The 16,661-nt window shown below is 34.5% G+C and carries 22 protein-coding genes and 1 pseudogene; 15 read left to right on the top strand and 8 right to left on the bottom strand.

Translation table 11 applies throughout. The features are described from left to right. Positions 1–19: 19 nt before the first annotated feature. Complete coding sequence (locus ACLBWW_RS04730; RefSeq protein WP_048544413.1) at positions 20–682, bottom strand: YitT family protein; 663 nt, start codon at positions 680–682, stop codon at positions 20–22. A gap of 855 nt (positions 683–1,537) precedes the next feature. On the opposite strand from ACLBWW_RS04730, the gene ACLBWW_RS04725 reads away from it, so the two are divergent. Next, the gene (locus tag ACLBWW_RS04725) at positions 1,538–1,732 is read left to right on the top strand and encodes a hypothetical protein (RefSeq protein WP_098200045.1); all 195 of its coding nucleotides are present in this window, start codon (positions 1,538–1,540) and stop codon (positions 1,730–1,732) included. A gap of 28 nt (positions 1,733–1,760) precedes the next feature. Here ACLBWW_RS04725 and ACLBWW_RS04720 read toward each other — a convergent pair whose 3' ends face one another. Then, positions 1,761–2,078 carry a radical SAM protein gene (locus ACLBWW_RS04720; RefSeq protein ID WP_088064564.1) on the bottom strand — a complete coding sequence of 106 codons (318 nt, stop codon included), beginning with the start codon at positions 2,076–2,078 and terminating at the stop codon, positions 1,761–1,763. A gap of 166 nt (positions 2,079–2,244) precedes the next feature. On the opposite strand from ACLBWW_RS04720, the gene ACLBWW_RS04715 reads away from it, so the two are divergent. Both ACLBWW_RS04715 and argH read left to right on the top strand, forming a co-directional pair. Continuing rightward, complete coding sequence (locus ACLBWW_RS04715; RefSeq protein ID WP_447613919.1) at positions 2,245–3,450, top strand: argininosuccinate synthase; 1,206 nt, start codon at positions 2,245–2,247, stop codon at positions 3,448–3,450. Beyond that, positions 3,447–4,838: an argininosuccinate lyase gene (gene argH, locus ACLBWW_RS04710; RefSeq protein ID WP_048544406.1), complete on the top strand. Its 1,392-nt coding sequence runs from the start codon at positions 3,447–3,449 to the stop codon at positions 4,836–4,838. Before ACLBWW_RS04715 ends, argH begins: the two co-directional genes overlap by 4 nt. A gap of 54 nt (positions 4,839–4,892) precedes the next feature. Here argH and ACLBWW_RS04705 read toward each other — a convergent pair whose 3' ends face one another. Together ACLBWW_RS04705 and ACLBWW_RS04700 are read right to left on the bottom strand one after the other, a co-directional pair. Continuing rightward, positions 4,893–5,459, bottom strand: coding sequence for a DinB family protein (locus tag ACLBWW_RS04705; protein ID WP_048544405.1), 567 nt, complete (start codon positions 5,457–5,459; stop codon positions 4,893–4,895). Positions 5,460–5,551: 92 nt separating this feature from the next. Further along, the gene (locus tag ACLBWW_RS04700; protein WP_000999985.1) at positions 5,552–5,731 is read right to left on the bottom strand and encodes a hypothetical protein; all 180 of its coding nucleotides are present in this window, start codon (positions 5,729–5,731) and stop codon (positions 5,552–5,554) included. 223 nt (positions 5,732–5,954) lie between these two features. Between ACLBWW_RS04700 and ACLBWW_RS04695 the strand changes: the two genes are divergently transcribed. Further along, a complete protein-coding gene (locus ACLBWW_RS04695; RefSeq protein ID WP_262753349.1) occupies positions 5,955–6,674 on the top strand; it encodes a hypothetical protein in 720 nt (239 codons plus the stop codon). A gap of 41 nt (positions 6,675–6,715) precedes the next feature. Here ACLBWW_RS04695 and ACLBWW_RS04690 read toward each other — a convergent pair whose 3' ends face one another. Further along, on the bottom strand, positions 6,716–7,174 hold the full coding sequence (locus tag ACLBWW_RS04690) for a universal stress protein (protein WP_001066680.1): 459 nt from the start codon (positions 7,172–7,174) through the stop codon (positions 6,716–6,718). Positions 7,175–7,321: 147 nt separating this feature from the next. Between ACLBWW_RS04690 and ACLBWW_RS04685 the strand changes: the two genes are divergently transcribed. Together ACLBWW_RS04685 and ald are read left to right on the top strand one after the other, a co-directional pair. After that, the gene (locus ACLBWW_RS04685) at positions 7,322–8,113 is read left to right on the top strand and encodes an SDR family oxidoreductase (RefSeq protein ID WP_048544518.1); all 792 of its coding nucleotides are present in this window, start codon (positions 7,322–7,324) and stop codon (positions 8,111–8,113) included. A gap of 213 nt (positions 8,114–8,326) precedes the next feature. Beyond that, positions 8,327–9,460: an alanine dehydrogenase gene (gene ald / locus ACLBWW_RS04680; protein ID WP_001219390.1), complete on the top strand. Its 1,134-nt coding sequence runs from the start codon at positions 8,327–8,329 to the stop codon at positions 9,458–9,460. Positions 9,461–9,511: 51 nt separating this feature from the next. On the opposite strand, the gene ACLBWW_RS04675 is transcribed toward ald, so the two are convergent. Together ACLBWW_RS04675 and ACLBWW_RS04670 are read right to left on the bottom strand one after the other, a co-directional pair. Next, positions 9,512–9,937 (bottom strand): hypothetical protein, encoded by a 426-nt coding sequence (locus ACLBWW_RS04675; RefSeq protein WP_098078755.1) that lies wholly within the window; start codon positions 9,935–9,937, stop codon positions 9,512–9,514. Further along, positions 9,934–10,149 (bottom strand): helix-turn-helix transcriptional regulator, encoded by a 216-nt coding sequence (locus tag ACLBWW_RS04670; RefSeq protein ID WP_000594567.1) that lies wholly within the window; start codon positions 10,147–10,149, stop codon positions 9,934–9,936. The genes ACLBWW_RS04675 and ACLBWW_RS04670 overlap by 4 nt, the downstream gene beginning before the upstream one ends. Before the next feature lie 178 nt (positions 10,150–10,327). Here ACLBWW_RS04670 and ACLBWW_RS04665 point away from each other — a divergent pair, with 178 nt between their 5' ends. From ACLBWW_RS04665 to ACLBWW_RS04625, 9 genes are all read left to right on the top strand, one after another. After that, positions 10,328–10,750, top strand: a complete 423-nt coding sequence (locus tag ACLBWW_RS04665; protein WP_447613918.1) for a hypothetical protein — start codon at positions 10,328–10,330, stop codon at positions 10,748–10,750. Between the two features lie 44 nt (positions 10,751–10,794). Next, complete coding sequence (locus ACLBWW_RS04660) at positions 10,795–11,127, top strand: cupin domain-containing protein (protein WP_000450941.1); 333 nt, start codon at positions 10,795–10,797, stop codon at positions 11,125–11,127. After that, positions 11,124–11,912, top strand: a complete 789-nt coding sequence (locus ACLBWW_RS04655; RefSeq protein WP_447613917.1) for a GNAT family N-acetyltransferase — start codon at positions 11,124–11,126, stop codon at positions 11,910–11,912. Before ACLBWW_RS04660 ends, ACLBWW_RS04655 begins: the two co-directional genes overlap by 4 nt. 2 nt (positions 11,913–11,914) lie before the next feature. Then, positions 11,915–12,259, top strand: coding sequence for a DUF6176 family protein (locus ACLBWW_RS04650; protein WP_048544394.1), 345 nt, complete (start codon positions 11,915–11,917; stop codon positions 12,257–12,259). Between the two features lie 122 nt (positions 12,260–12,381). Next, complete coding sequence (locus ACLBWW_RS04645; RefSeq protein ID WP_048544391.1) at positions 12,382–12,891, top strand: RNA polymerase sigma factor; 510 nt, start codon at positions 12,382–12,384, stop codon at positions 12,889–12,891. Then, positions 12,872–13,870, top strand: coding sequence for an anti sigma factor C-terminal domain-containing protein (locus ACLBWW_RS04640; protein ID WP_048544390.1), 999 nt, complete (start codon positions 12,872–12,874; stop codon positions 13,868–13,870). The genes ACLBWW_RS04645 and ACLBWW_RS04640 overlap by 20 nt, the downstream gene beginning before the upstream one ends. Before the next feature lie 104 nt (positions 13,871–13,974). Then, positions 13,975–14,238 carry a MerR family transcriptional regulator gene (locus ACLBWW_RS04635; RefSeq protein ID WP_000816200.1) on the top strand — a complete coding sequence of 88 codons (264 nt, stop codon included), beginning with the start codon at positions 13,975–13,977 and terminating at the stop codon, positions 14,236–14,238. Beyond that, positions 14,235–15,392, top strand: a complete 1,158-nt coding sequence (locus ACLBWW_RS04630) for an RNA-guided endonuclease InsQ/TnpB family protein (RefSeq protein ID WP_447613916.1) — start codon at positions 14,235–14,237, stop codon at positions 15,390–15,392. Before ACLBWW_RS04635 ends, ACLBWW_RS04630 begins: the two co-directional genes overlap by 4 nt. A gap of 155 nt (positions 15,393–15,547) precedes the next feature. Then, positions 15,548–15,754: a hypothetical protein gene (locus tag ACLBWW_RS04625; RefSeq protein WP_048544386.1), complete on the top strand. Its 207-nt coding sequence runs from the start codon at positions 15,548–15,550 to the stop codon at positions 15,752–15,754. A gap of 14 nt (positions 15,755–15,768) precedes the next feature. Here ACLBWW_RS04625 and ACLBWW_RS04620 read toward each other — a convergent pair. After that, positions 15,769–16,594, bottom strand: a pseudogene (locus tag ACLBWW_RS04620) (DUF2785 domain-containing protein). Positions 16,595–16,661 lie beyond the last annotated feature (67 nt).

The following is a 16,661-nucleotide window of genomic DNA, read 5'->3' as shown; positions in this document are numbered from 1 at the left end:
CCGAAGCCTTTCGCTTTTTTTAATTTGTTGCATGCTTTTTGGACATTGGAATAGATACTGGTTGCTTTTCTGCTTTTTTCTCTGCTTTTGGATAATAAATTAAATCCAATGTTTTTGCCTGTACAGCAATTGAAAGAATAGTAAAAGCAATTTCTGTCCAATTTAAATAATATAATGAAAGCGCAAGAACAATCGCGTCAAAGACGAAGAAAATTTGCCCAATTGTAAAACGAGTTCGTTTACTTAATACAATTGTTAAAATGTCGTCTCCGCCGGTTGCACCGCCAAATCGCAATATAAAACCGAGTCCAATACCAGCTAACGCACCGCCAACTACTGCAGCTATAAATAAATTATTTGATAAATCGACCGTAAATGGAGAATAATTTTCCATAAGAGAATAAAATACTCCGAATGAAATCGAACCTAGGAATGAATAACCAACCATTTTTTTACCTAAAAATGAAGCACATAGTAAAATAATTGGGATATCCATAATTACAGTTGAAATAGATGGTGAAATATCATAAAAATTTTGGATAAATAGTGCAATTCCTACAAATCCACCTTCTGTTAAGTGGTTTTGGAAGTGAATGTGATATAGCGCTGCTGCTAAAATAAATGAACCGATTAAAACCATAAAAATTTCTTTAATAATTTGTCGACTTTGGATGTTCCTCATCGTTATTCCTTCTTTCCGTAGTTAGTAGTCCTTTTTGTGTTGTAAACTAACTACGAGCTCACATGTAGCTTCAGTTAGTTTACGAAAAAAACTAACTACGCTATATGTCGCTGAAGAAATAACGAATAATCCTCTCGTCCATCAATTCTCCCTACCTTCGTTTTAGTTTAAGTCTTAAAACGACTAAACAAAACGTGGAGTAGGATTCTTCATTTAGCAATCCTGCTCTTCTTTGTTTTGTTTAGCTAGTAACAATTAAGTCCTAAACAAAACGCTACGTGTAAGAAGAGTCTTTTTTTTGCCAAATTATCCTTCGGGCAATCATAATTTCCCCACTCTCGTATTTTTTTCGCTAGACTAAAGTATCTGAGCTGAAAAATACGCTACGTGTATGATTCGTCAATACGATGCCACATGCTCCTTCGAGCGATCATGATATCAAAATCCCTTCCTTCAAGATTTATATTATTATATCATACTTTCAAAAAATGTATGCGGATGGAAACCGACAATAAGCGGAGGAAATCTACAAAAATTGTTATGTTTAAATATTTTTGTAGAAAAGCCTAAGTTATTTTGCAGAATTGGACAGTGTTTTAATGTTTGTCCAATAAGTAAGAAAGAGATGGCGTTTATTCAGTTGTATCTTTCTGGTCACCTTTATCTTTAAAAAACGCATCCCAGCTAATCACACTTAAAAAAGTTAAAGCGATAATAATGAAAGCTCGCATAAAATTGAGACCTCCTTTTGTACATAGTATATGAATAATTTGCTTCAGAATGTGTCATTTTTTTACAAGTCTTAATTGTTATGAGATTATATCAATATAGATAGATGAAAGGGAGAGAGAAGATATGCTAAAAGACATGTTCAAAAGAAAAGAATTAGTATGCGTTTCATGTCAGAAAAAGATTCAATATGAAGAAGAGCTCGTTGCTTTTGTAAAGTTGCCAAAGGAAAGAAGTATATTAGTTGGACCGTTCGATTTGTGTTTAGCGAAAACAGCACAAGAAATATATTGTAAATCGTGTTACGACAAAAAAGCATGACCCAAAGTAATTGAGGGACATGCTTTTTTCATTGGTGTGCTTTTCCCTCAGATACATTTTGAGTGAGTCGATACCAAAGCCAAAGGTCATTAATGATGGAAGCGAGATCGGCAATTTCTGAATTAAGTTTGCAAGAAATTTCAAAGTTTTCTTCGTTATTTAAATGATGCTGTTTTGCATTAATAGAGTGCTCGAGTTCTTTTATACGATCAGGAATCTTTCCGCGAACTTGTTCCCATTTTAATAAAATAGCATGCTGTATTTTTTCGGGGATATCTTCCCAATCTTCTTGTAAATACGGAATTTCAATTCCTAGATGATCATCGTATAAGAAATACTTTTCCATAAGTTCACCCCCGTTTTCCTGCTTATATTGTACATGAAAACAGAAAGAAGCTCGACGAAATTGTTTGAAAAAATTTGAAAATGACTCTTGATACATTTTGTGAAAGGTGTTAAAGTGTGTATTATTATAAAAGAAAATGAATATTTATTCTTTAGGGGGATGCAAAATGGAGAAGAAAAAAGTGGTATTAGCATATTCTGGAGGTCTTGATACTTCCGTTGCAATTAAATGGTTACAAGAGAAGAATTATGATATTATCGCGCTTTGTTTAGACTTAGGGGAAGGTAAAGACTTAGCATTCGTAAAAGAAAAGGCACTTTCAGTAGGTGCAATTAAATCATATATGATTGATGTTCAAGAGGAATTTGCAAATGAATATGCATTGATGGCGATGCAAGCGCACACGTTATACGAAGGGAAATACCCTCTCGTTTCTGCATTATCTCGTCCACTTATCGCTAAGAAATTAGTAGAAATTGCAGAACAAGAAGGGGCGACTGCAGTTGCACACGGATGTACAGGGAAAGGGAATGATCAAGTTCGTTTTGAAGTTTCTATTCAAGCGTTAAATCCTTACTTAGAAGTGATTGCGCCTGTACGTGAATGGAAATGGTCACGTGAAGAAGAAATTGCATATGCAAAAGAAAACGATGTACCCATTCCGATTAATTTAGACAGCCCGTTTTCAATCGATCAAAACTTATGGGGACGCAGTAACGAATGTGGTATTTTAGAAGATCCATGGGCAGCGCCGCCAGAAGATGCGTATGAGATGACATTGGCATTAGAAGATACACTGAATAAACCAGAGTTTGTAGAAATCGGCTTTGAAGCAGGTGTACCGACTACTTTAAATGGCACTGCATATTCACTTTCAGAATTAATTAAAACGTTAAATGCGCTTGCTGGAAAACATGGCGTTGGACGTATCGATCACGTAGAAAATCGCCTCGTTGGTATTAAATCGCGTGAAGTATACGAATGTCCAGCGGCAATGACGTTAATCACAGCACATAAAGAGCTAGAAGATTTAACGCACGTAAAAGAAGTAGCACATTTTAAACCGGTGATTGAGCAGAAAATAACAGAACTTATTTATAACGGTTTATGGTTCTCTCCTTTAAAACAAGCGCTTCATGCTTTCTTACAAGAAACGCAAAAAAATGTAACAGGTACAGTGCGTGTGAAATTATTTAAAGGCCATGCGATTGTAGAAGGACGTAAATCTGAGTACTCTTTATATGACGAAAAATTAGCAACATATACTGCTCAGGACGAATTTAATCATGATGCAGCAGTTGGATTCATTTCATTATTCGGTTTACCGACGAAAGTATACAGCCAAGTGAATCAAAAGAAGGTGGAAGCGTGAGCAAACTTTGGGGCGGACGTTTTACAGAAGAAGCGGAAGCGTGGGTTGAAGAGTTTGGAGCATCCATCTCCTTCGATCAACAATTAGTAAATCAAGATATAAAGGGAAGTATTGCGCACGTAACGATGCTAGCAAAGCAAGGTATCGTTACGAAAGAAGAAGCAGAGAAAATAAAGGTAGGGCTTCAGTATTTATTAAAAGAAGCAAAAGAGAATAAGCTTCAATTCTCGGTAGAAGCAGAAGATATTCATTTAAACATTGAAAAAATGTTAATTGAACAAATCGGTGAAGTAGGAGGGAAACTTCATACAGGACGAAGCCGTAATGATCAAGTAGCGACTGATATGCATTTATATTTGAAAGAAAAAGTAGAACATATTATAAAAGCTACAAAACAATTGCAAACTGTTCTTGTTCATCAAGCAGAAAATAATATTGAAACCATTATGCCTGGTTATACGCATTTGCAGCGTGCGCAGCCAATTTCATTTGCACATCATATTCTCGCTTACTTTTGGATGTTAGAGCGTGATGTGAATCGTTATGAAGATTCATTAAAGCGCATTAACATTTCACCATTAGGAGCAGGAGCATTAGCAGGGACAACATTCCCGATTGACCGAGAATATAGTGCGGAGCTTCTTGGATTTAATGGAATCTATGAAAATAGTTTAGATGCAGTAAGCGATCGTGATTTCATACTGGAGTTCCTAAGTAACTCATCTATGCTCATGATGCACTTATCACGCTTTTGCGAAGAACTTATTTTATGGAGTAGCCAAGAGTTTCAATTTATTGAAATGAGCGATCAATACGCAACGGGAAGCAGCATTATGCCGCAAAAGAAAAATCCAGATATGGCGGAACTAATCCGCGGTAAAACAGGCAGAGTATACGGTAATTTATTTAGTTTATTTACAGTCATGAAAGGATTACCGCTCGCTTACAATAAAGACTTGCAAGAAGATAAAGAAGGAATGTTTGATACAGTAAAAACAGTAGAAGGCTGCCTTCATATTATGGCAGGCATGCTAGAGACGATGACTGTAAACAAAGAAAAAATGGGGCAAGCTGTGACGCAAGATTTCTCTAACGCAACAGAAATTGCTGACTACTTAGCAAACAAAGGACTACCATTCCGTCAAGCTCATGAAATTGTTGGGAAGCTAGTGCTACACTGCACACAAAAAGGAATTTATTTAGTAGATGTACCACTTGCAACATATAAAGAAATGAGTCCGTTATTTGAAGAAGATTTGTATGAAGTTCTTTCACCATATGCAGCTGTAAAGCGTCGTAACAGTGCTGGCGGGACAGGATTTGAGCAAATTGAAAAAGCTTTGGAGAAGGCGAAGGAATTAACGGTAGAGTTTGTAGGTATTAAATGATGCATAATATAGAAGGTAAGGTACTTTTTTAGAAAGTACCTTACCTTTTTGTATTTAGATTTTTAGGGGAGTATCTATCATTTCATAGTTATGTTTCATAATCATAAAATGATGTTTTTCATGTATCGCTAATAGTTGAATAGATTGAATCAGGTTAGGATAGTGAGCAATTGGATCTAAAAATACGATATGTCCTGCAATATTTTCTTCTATATTTTGAACGAGCTTTTTTATTTCATCTGTTTCACGTGTAAGTAATTGTTCTAATTCAGTTATATTCATAGAGTGATAGACTTTTTTTGAGGGGATTAAAATCCAAGGAGCTCTCATTCCCTTGCCATGCTTTTCTTTATATTCGGCATAAATGTCATGTATGTCAGTTGCAAATGGGGCATTTCTTCTTAGTTTTGCATAAGGGATAAGAGTGAAAGAGAATTTAATCGCTACTTTGAGCATCTTTGCAATTAAATATAAGTGATAAAAGTGTTCACCAGTAGACCATTTTTTGTCCTCTGTTCTATACCATAGTTCTTCTTGGGATAGTGAATGGAGCTGAGGAAGGAACTCGTTCCTTTGTACATGTAATGTATGAAAATGTTTTGAGATATTTTCAGATTTCATATTTTCGTATCCTCCACACTTTTTCCTAATTATAACATTTTCCGTGTGGATGTAAGTAAGCCTAGAGCAATGTGCTCCAGGCTTATAATGTATCAATCATACTTATGTCGATCTTCCGTAATTCGAATATACTCAATATCCATCAAATCTCTAAGTAATGCACCATTACTTAGTTCCACACCATGTTTTTCTTTAAAATGTGTACGGAGTGTATCTAACATTTCGAGCTCTTTCCCGTTCACATCTAAAATAATACGTTCAGAATCATTCATATAGCATCCTCCTTTTTTAACATATATATTTTGTCCGTCTATTTCTAAAAAATGTATGTTAACCTAAAGTTAGGAAATAAGAAAGGAATGGAAAATGAGACGTATTTATCCCGCATTAACGGGCAGTAAGACCCCCACCTCAAAATTTAGCGAAAGCAAAGAAGTTAGGTGGGGATCAACTGCCCATAAAAGCCCGATTGGTTCAACTAATAATCAGTGGGGGATGAACAAAACCCCCCCACTGATTAAAGTTTCACTTTATTTTATAGGGATAATTTTGTACACGCTAATTGTATTACATGTTGCATTCCCAAATATCTTTTCATTTGAGGATGTAGAAACAGTACACGTTGGGATATTTATCTTTATTCTATTTGTAGTAGATTGCTGTATTTCAATATGGCTTTCAAAAAGAAAACATGTACAAAATAAAAAAGAAATGGAACGGAAAAAGAGAAAACGTTCCTTTTGGATGACAACGTATTGTTTTTCTTTAGTGATTGCTGCTGCATTTTTTAGTGAGCATATTCCACTAGAAAGATTGGATATTGAATTTTGGGCAATCGTATTTGCATGTTATTTTTTTATGCATTTTCTTCCTTATATGAAAGAAAAGCGAGGAGAAGAGGAAGATCCGCTTGGAGAAGAAGCGAGAGAACGAGAGCATAAGAGAATAGAAGAAGATATAAAGAAACTCGGAGAACAAAAATGGTATTTGAAATCAAAAATCATATATGTTCTTTGCTTTATGACGCCGCCAATTGGTTATTTGTATGTATTCTTGCTTCGTAAAAAAATGACAGAAGATGCAAAGCAAACGTACTTAACGGTTGCGACGATCATGATGGCATTATGGTCTTTGAAGTTCCTACCTCCTTATATATTGGCAATTACCGTTGTTGCTATGGCTTGTCTTGTATTTCTAATAAAATATGTGAAATGAAAAACACCAAGCCCATCTGGACTTGGTGTTTTATTTATAAATTAAAGATCACCTTGCTCCTCATCACCACGAACAACAAGGACATCGCATTTCGCATAGCGAATAATATGTTCAGAGACGCTACCAATTAGGAAACGCTCAACAGCATTTAAACCAGTTGCACCACACATAATTAAATCTACTTTATGGTTTGGAGCGATTTCTTTTGAAATTTTAGATTTAGGATTACCAAATTCTAATACAGTTTCAATTTTTTCAAGGCCAGCTTCAAGCGCAGTTTTTTTGTAGTCTTCTAATAAGTCTTCTGCAAATAGATTTGCACGTTCAGCAATTGCGCGGCTATAAGCTTCTACTGCTGAGTATGCTTTTACATCAACGATATGAGCAATTGTTAATGTTGCATTGTTGCGTTTTGCGACTTGAATTGCTTTTTTAAAAGCTCTTTCTGCTTCTTTAGAACCATCCACCGCGATTAAAATATTTGTATATGTATTATTCATAGTAAATTCCTCCCAATCATTTTTATTACCGTTTACAACTTTATTATAAAACAAATTTTGGTAATGTGCTTGCCGGAAACGTTACAGAATTTTGAAAACTTTGCTTTAATTCATTTTAGTTGTAATTGAGGCGAGAACTTGTTACATATGAAGTATAGCAATTTAAAAGGAGGCATGTTTGTGAGACACGCGCTCATTACAGCCGGTACGAAAGGTTTAGGAAAGCAAGTAACAGAAAAGTTATTGGCTAAAGGGTATTCAGTAACAGTAACATATCATAGCGATATAACTGCTATGGAAACGATGAAAGAAACATATAAAAATATGGAAGAGCGTCTACAATTCGTGCAAGCGGATGTCACGAAAAAGGAAGATTTACATAAAATAGTAGAAGAAGCGATAAGCCGTTTTGGTAAAATTGACTTTTTAATTAATAATGCTGGTCCATATGTATTTGAACGAAAAAAGTTAGTCGATTATGAAGAAGACGAATGGAATGAAATGATTCAGGGCAATTTAACAGCGGTGTTTCATTTGTTGAAACTTGTCGTTCCGGTTATGAGAAAACAGAACTTTGGCCGTATTATTAATTACGGATTCCAAGGGGCAGATAGCGCACCGGGATGGATTTATCGTTCAGCTTTTGCAGCAGCGAAAGTAGGACTTGTTTCATTAACGAAAACAATTGCTTACGAAGAAGCAGAAAATGGTATTACTGCAAATATGGTATGTCCTGGTGATATTATTGGTGAAATGAAAGAAGCGACAATTCAAGAAGCACGTCAGTTGAAAGAACATAACACACCAATTGGTAGATCTGGAACAGGTGAAGATATCGCAAGAACGATTTCGTTTTTATGTGAAGACGATTCCGATATGATTACCGGTACAATTATTGAAGTAACTGGTGCAGTAGATGTTATTCATAGACATCGATAGAGCGAAATAAGGTGAAGTTTTGAATAATTGGACAGTTTATCCTTTACGCTGAGAGGTGTGGATAATACTGTCCTTTAATGTAAGATTAAATCTATCGGAAAACTTGTATTATTTTTTGTCAAATATTGAGATATTATGTTAAAATATAAGAGCGTAGAAAGCGCTTTAAAAAATGATTCAGGGGTCATTTCATAACTCAAGGGGGAACTAATAATGCGTATCGGTATTCCAACAGAAATTAAAAACAATGAAAACCGCGTGGCGATGACGCCAGCGGGAGCTGTACATTTAGTACAAAATGGTCATGAAGTTTTTGTTCAAAAAGGAGCAGGTATAGGATCAGGCTTTACAGATGAAGAATACGTACAAGCTGGTGCGAAACTTGTCGAAACTGCTGAAGAAGCATGGAATCAAGATATGGTTATGAAGGTAAAAGAGCCAGTTGCAAGTGAATACGGCTATTTCCGCGAAGGTTTAATTTTATTCACATACTTACACTTAGCTCCAGAACCAGAATTAACGAAAGCATTAATTGATAACAAAGTTGTATCAATTGCATACGAAACAGTGCAATTAGACAATCGTTCTTTACCATTACTTGCACCTATGAGTGAAGTAGCTGGTCGTATGTCTGCACAAATCGGTGCACAATTCCTTGAGAAAAACAAAGGCGGTAAAGGTATTTTACTTGCAGGCGTTCCAGGGGTAAAACGCGGCAAAGTAACAATTATCGGCGGTGGTCAAGCTGGTACAAACGCAGCTAAGATTGCAGTAGGTTTAGGTGCAGATGTAACAATCATCGACTTAAGTGCAGAGCGTCTTCGTCAACTAGATGACATTTTCGGTAACCAAGTAAAAACGTTAATGTCTAATCCATACAACATTGCAGAAGCTGTAAAAGAATCTGACCTTGTTATTGGAGCAGTATTAATTCCAGGTGCAAAAGCGCCAAAACTTGTAACAGAAGAAATGATTCAATCAATGGAACCAGGTTCTGTCGTTGTAGATATCGCGATTGACCAAGGTGGTATTTTCGAAACAACTGACCGTATTACAACTCACGACAACCCAACTTACGAAAAACATGGTGTTGTTCATTATGCAGTTGCTAATATGCCAGGAGCAGTTCCACGTACATCAACTCTTGCATTAACAAACGTAACAGTACCATATGCAGTACAAATTGCGAACAAAGGCTACAAAGATGCTTGCTTAGGTAACACTGCATTACTAAAAGGTATTAACACATTAGATGGATATGTAACATTCGAAGCAGTTGCAGAAGCTCACGGTTTACAATACGCTGATGCGAAAGAGCTTCTTGAAAAAGCTCCTGCTTTATCATAATAGAAATACATGTAAGCCCCTCCTTTTGTAAGGAGGGGCTTTTTATTTAGGCTAATTGTCTAGTTTCTTTACAATTTTCAATCCGAACATCATTGTAAAGAAAAGAATGCCGAATAAGTAATACAAGGCATACTCAACTCGTATCATCGAATTTTTGTCAGTGATATATAAAATAAATAGTATTGCAGAACCGATTAAATGAGAGAGACCGAAAATTTGCGCCATAAGTTTTAAACTCATCTTCTCAATTCTTTCATCCATTTCAGGTAATGGATACTTCTCGGAATCGCTCTTTTTTTTCTTAAAGAATATTTGTTTTACTACGAATAGTATCGAGTCTAAGAGTATAAATACGCCAGCGAATAGAAGGACAGAAGTAATTTTTTCTTCATCATTACTAGTGAAATAAAGAAAAGTTGAACCTAACAATAAAAAGGTAAGATGCGAAATGAACTTTTGATTAAAAAAGTTTTTCATTCTTTTTCCTCCCCAGTTTTATCTAATTGAAATAAATCTTCTACTTTACAGTTGAAAAACTCACATAATTTCAATGCTAATTCTAAACTCGGGTTGTATTTATTCTTCTCGATAGCGATGAGGGATTGTCTAGTGATTTGAACAGAGGAAGCTAATTGTTCTTGGGTGATGTCTCTAACGACGCGGAATTGTTTCACCTTATTTTTAATCAAATATACAAAGTCTCCTTTTTGTAAATTTGTTACATTTATTATATCCATTTTTAGGTAATAAGTAAATAAAACTTTACAAAAAGTAAACAAAACTTTACGTGAAATATAGCTTGTTATAATGTTATTTTTTGTGATAATTTGGAATTAAATGAAAAAAGAAGTCAAAAGAGGAGATTTAATGGGGAGTAAAAAGAGGAAGAAAAGGCAAGTTAAAAGACAAAAATATATGAAGAAAAAACAGGAACAGAACATACCTCTTTCAAAAAAAGTAGTTATTATGATAGAAAAAACATTTCGGTATATTTGTATGTTCTTGTATGTGATTTTTTGCGTGTTTTTATGTGGGATGGTTAACAATTTGGGGATAACCCCTAATGTTATTGAAGGTATTTTTGGCGTTATACTTGTTATGGTAGAAGGATTCTTATTCTTTATATTATTTGATAAAGTGTGGCCTAGTCATGAAAGTAAAAAAGATAGAAAAAGAAGAAAAAAATCTTCATACGCTTCAAGCTCATCAAGTGGATTCGGTGACTACAGTAGCAACGATTGTAGCAGCTCAAGTGATGGTGGAGGAGATTGCGGAGGTGGTGGAGACTAAATTAGTTTTTCAAAAGAACGACTAATGAAAGGGTGGGACGAAAGATGGAAACTGTGAATTTAATAGAATTAACGAAGGACATTCAAGATCAACATAAAAACTTCGTCGTTTCAAATGTAAATAGTCATTGCTTACGAATCGCTGTATTTACTGGTGAATATGATTGGCACTATCATTCTAACTCGGATGAATTATTTATTGTGTTAGAGGGAGAATTACTTATCGATTTTGAAGATGGAGAAACGGCGGTTTTAAAGCCAAATGATTCGATCTTAATTCCGGCATGTACGATTCATAGAACGAGAGCATTAAAGAGAACAGTAAATCTTTGTTTTGAAAATATAGAGGCTGATACGATTAAAGTGGAGCAATTATGAAAAAATTATCTGTAGCCGAGTATAGAAAAATCCTTCCGATTTTAGAAAGTCTTACAAAAACGACGACGTTTGCTTATGCGGTATGTGACCAAATGATAGATGGTGAGATTTTTGCCAACGAGAAGTTAACAGCAGGATTAATTCGTACAACTAACGGTATCTATTATTTATTTGGTGATACGGATGATCACAAATATAACGAAGATTTATTTGTGTATTTAAAAATGGCTATTGAAAAAACAGAGAAGAGATTTACATTGTTCACTTCGAGTGAAGAGTGGGAAATGATGATAGAAGAACATTTTAGTAATGTACTTCGGAACATTCCACGAATGAAATTTCAAAGCATAACCTTTGAAGAGAAAAAACAAGATTGTAACAAAAATACATATGGAGTGAAGCGTATTGATAGAAAAGATATAGCACAAAGTAATGAGTTTACAGAGGGATATTATAAAGAATATTGGGGATCAAAAGAAACGTTTTTGAACAGTGGGTTCGGATTTTGTATAGAACAAGATGGGATGATTATAGCTGAATGCGTCTCAATATTTAGAGGGAATAGTTTTGCTGAAATCGATATTGCTACGCATAAAGCATATCATGGGAAAGGATTAGCTCAAGCTGTTGCAACGCGGTTCATTGAACATTGCATGCAAAATGATATTACACCGTGCTGGGATTGTTATGTAGATAATATTCCTTCGCAAAAATTAGCTCGTAAATTAAGTTTTTATAATCCAATAGAATATAGATTGTTTGTACGTAAGAGAACGGGGGAATAAAAATGAATGTGGAGTTAACGAGATTTAAAGTGAAACAAGGTAAAAGTCACCGTGTAGATGAATGGATGCAGCTTCTTAATGGAAATATGAAAGAAGTGCTTTTGACATTAAACGACGAAAAGATGTATGTAGAGACAATTTTCCGGGAAATAAGAGATGGAGAAGAGTACTTATATTGGTATTCTGTGCAAGGAGAAGGCGGGACTCCTGTCGAAAATTCTCATCATGAAATTGATAAAAAGCATGTAGCGTTTTGGTATGAATGTATTGATGAAGAAGCACCGTCTGTTGATATGAAAACAGAAGTTGTTATGATTCAAGATGTTGTGAAGGAAGCGATGAAATAATAGAATAGTATGTTGGAGATAAGCACATCAAAATAGGTGTGCTTTTTATGTTGAAAAAAATTATAGAAAAGCTGTATACATTTTACGCTCTCAAACGTTGAGTATATAGAAAGGAGAGCAGAATGAGTCATGATACGTTTGAATCGTTATTAATAGAGAAGTCAAAAGCTGTGTTTGGATACTTAATTAAGATTGGAGCAGATAGAAAAGAAGCGGAAGATATTGTGCAAGATACGTTGTATAAAGCTTTATTGCTTATGGAGGAAATACCGTTAGAGCATTTAACACCGTGGCTATTTAGAGTTGCAATTAATCAGCACCGAGATTTACACCGGAAAGAAAAAAGACTAAATCCCATTGCGATTGAATCTGTCGTGCTTATTGGTCAAAAGTCATTAGATGAGTTGCTTTTAACAAGTGAACTACAAGGCGAGGTACAAGAAATATTGGAGACGATGACGGAGGATTATCGTCATATTTTACTGTTGAAATATGAATATGAACTATCTTATAAGGAAATTGCCATTTTATTAAGTATGAAAGAAGAAACAGTGAAAACAAGTTTGTACCGTGCAAGAAATCAATTTAAAAAATTGTATAGGAGGAGAAACGATGAGTCGGAAGGACTTTGATTTGAATATGGATGATAAGCAGATGAAAGTTTTGATGAAGAGAGCGAAGCGGAAGCAGTTTTTTAGAAATTTTGTCATCTCAATCTTTGCATCTACTTTAGTGATTATTGGATCTTTCACTTTAATAGTATATTTAAAACAAAAAAACTTTAATGAGATGGAAAGAAGAGTATTTGCAGAGCAAACTGTAAAGGGGCCTAACATAAAATTTTATTCTCACAGAAAATTAAATATGGGTTTAATGAGCGATTCTATTATGTATAGTTCATATAAAAATATTTCGGGTCAACCAGTTAAGTGGATAGATGAAATATATGAATATGATGTGTGGGGATATATGGAAAGAAGTCATAATGGAAATACACAATTAGATGAAGGGCCACCAGAAGGATCTGGCACGAGGATAGACTATAATATACAAACAATGCAACGTGAAATGCGATTTTATTTACCGTTTATGAAATATGAAAATTATGTTAACGATTTAAAGGGAATTGGGGATTTGAAAAACAAAGTCGCAGAAGTGGGTCTATCGTTTGATAAAGCGTATACGATGGATGAAATTATGAGAATACTACCAAAAAATGTACAGCCAGTTTGGTTTTGGGTTGATACATATGATGAAAAGAAAGCTGATAAATATGTTGGCTTAATAGACTCAACAGGTGCTGTTCTAAATGCTGAAAAGTCTACTCTCGTTTATGGATTCACAGGAAGTTATGCGAAAAAAGAAGAAGATATGAGAATGGATTTTGATAGGAATTCAAAAGGATTTATAGGAGCAATGAAAACATTAGCAGAAGATGAACGACATATGGATGATGCGAAAGATTCGTATAATGAAATAAAAAATTTGAAACCAAAAGACCTACCAATATACGGTGTAGTCGTAACAGGCAAAACAGAGGATTTACAAAGTTTACAAGGAGCACCATATATTAAGGCTGCTGTTAGAGGTGTAACAGTTGAGAAATATTAATTACAGTCTATTAATGTGAATAATCAGAAAATTTATGTTATACTATATGAAAAGGAGAAAGAAACAGTAAACAAAAACATAGACATATATAGTAAAAATTAATTATGAAACAATATAAACCAAAAGAATTTTCAGAAATGCTTAATGTCTCTGTTAAGACATTGCAAAGGTGGGACAATCAAGGTGTTTTACCTGCTTACCGAAACCCAAAAGGAAGAAGATACTATACAGAAGAACAGTATAAGGAATATATGGGTATTCAAGAAGAACTTGTTCAGGATTTAATATCTATCATTCATGTATTTAGCTGTAGAATATATGGATTGAGAAAATACAAAAAGAAAATGTCGGAGGATGGAGACTTATGAAAAGAGCATATTTAATAGAAATCAAACCGACAACTGAACAAGTTAGTAAAATCCGTCAAACTATTGGGGTGTGTCGATATGTATATAACCTGTATATCTCTAAAAATAAAGAGGCATATGAGTCGGAGGGGAAATTTCTTAGTGGCTATGACTTTTCCAAATGGCTGAACAATATTCATACAAAAGAGTGTGACCGGTGGATTAAAGAAGTGTCGAGCAAAGCGGTAAAACAAGCGATTATGAATGGAGATAAAGCTTTTAAGCGGTTTTTTAAAGGTTTATCTAAGTTTCCACGATATAAAAAAAAGAAAAAGCAAGATGTGAAGTGTTATTTCCCTAAAAACAATAAAACAGATTGGACAGTAGAAAGACATAGAGTAAAAATCCCCACAATTGGTTGGACAAGGTTAAAAGAATATGGGTATATCCCTAAAAATGCAACTGTAAAAAGTGGCACAGTATATCAAAGAGCAGGAAGATATTTTGTATCTGTACTTTGCGAATTGGAAGAAATGGCAACAAAGTTAGCACTCAATAAAATAGGTCTAGGGATTGATTTAGGAGTGAAGGATTTTGCTACACGTAGCGATGGTATCGTTCATGAAAACATCAACAAAACAATAAAAGTAAAAAAGATAGAAAAACGGTTAAAACGTGAACAACGCTCTTTAGCACGTAAATTTGAAAATCTAAAAAAGAGAGGTGAAAAATCTGTTACTAATAAAAGAGTGAATATAGATAAAATTGTTCTTAGAGTGCAAAAGCTGCATGCTCGATTAGCGAATATTCGAATAGAGTATGTAAAGTCTATTGTAACAAATGTGGTGAAAACCAAGCCAACGTTTATTACAGTAGAAGATTTGAATGTGAAAGGTATGATGAAGAACAAACATCTATCTAAAGCTGTAGCGCAACAATGTTTTTATGCTTTTAAAACATGGTTATTAACTAAATGTAGGGAATATGGAATTGAACTACGGCAAGTGGACAGATTCTATCCATCTTCTAAAATATGTTCATGTTGCGGTCAAAAAAAGTCGGATTTAAAGCTGTCTGACCGAGTATATACATGTGATTGTGGAAATGTAATGGATAGAGATTTAAATGCATCTATCAACCTTTTACAAGCAAAAAAATGTACAATACTAACGTAAATAGATTGTATATATGTACGATGGGCTACATCGGAATTTACGCCTGTGGAGTGTCACAGCAAACTGTAGTAGCAAGTGATTAGCGAGGCAGGGCACGTAGAAGCAGGAATACTCTAAGAATATACATTTGTTTATATTTTTAGTAGCAGGTTCATATGAGGCAAATACATGGAGCAATTTATATTTACATAACAATATTTTTCGTGGCGATATCCTATGGATTAGGGCACGTGTATTCGCATCCTATACTAACTTTTTTAAGCGGAGCATGTATGGCGTTTGCGCTTCTTGTCCACCTTTTCTCAGTTTGGATCGTGAAATTTCAATTAAATATTAGTGAAATAGAAGAAGGCACTTTTTAAGTGGCCTTCTTTTTTTAATAATATTTTGGAAGCTCTCGTAGCAATTTTTCAATTTCGCATTCGGTTTCTTCACATATAGAAAGTGTACGTAGTCTGAAAAATAAGCTGCGTAAGAAAGATTTTATATTTCCGTATAGGTACTCGTACGATTTAATGTGTAATGTTTGTTTTTGGACTGGTAATTGAGCTACTAAGTCATGAAGGGCTAATATGAGTACGTCTTCCTTTAGACTATTTTGTAGCATTGAGACAATCGGATAAACGAGACGCTCATCTTCTTCATATTTGTAATAGATGGAATGGACACAAACTTTGTTTAATAAAGTTTTTAATATCTCTTCGTAATGTAAAGTTTCTAGTTTAGGACTACGAACAAGTGCTTCAAATGTATCGGAAGCATGAGCTATACTATGTGCCCAGCCGTGGTCTTGCACATATCCGCGGAAATCATGCTCGTTGTTCATATATAGAACTAATTGATCTTTTGCATATAAAAGATCAGCCTGTGATAAGAAATTATGATTTGTATCGGCATCAATAATGAGTGCAATTAATAATGTTGTAAATGCGCGGGTAAATACCGCATCTTCGTCATCCGAATGAATCTTATACAATAAATATTTGTCACTGACACTTTCTAATAATAGTTTTTGTAAGTGTGTGTGAAATATAATCCTTCTTGATGAGGTGATAAAAAGTAGAGTAGATAAGTTTATCCCTTAAATAGCTATCAGTATCCCCGATATGCTCCAGCATACTGGAACTTAAAGAATCGATATTGAGGACATTATTGATTACGTAATTATTATTACGAATTTCTTCTAACTGTTGTTGTAACATATAAACCTCCTATTTTAGAAAATTCTGTATTTTAATAGTATAATAAGAGGAAGAAATAGACAATAAA

The organism is Bacillus sp. M5A3_1b, assembly GCF_053345335.1.
Note: the sequence above shows the minus strand (reverse complement) of the source record. Positions and strands in the feature narration are given on the sequence as shown.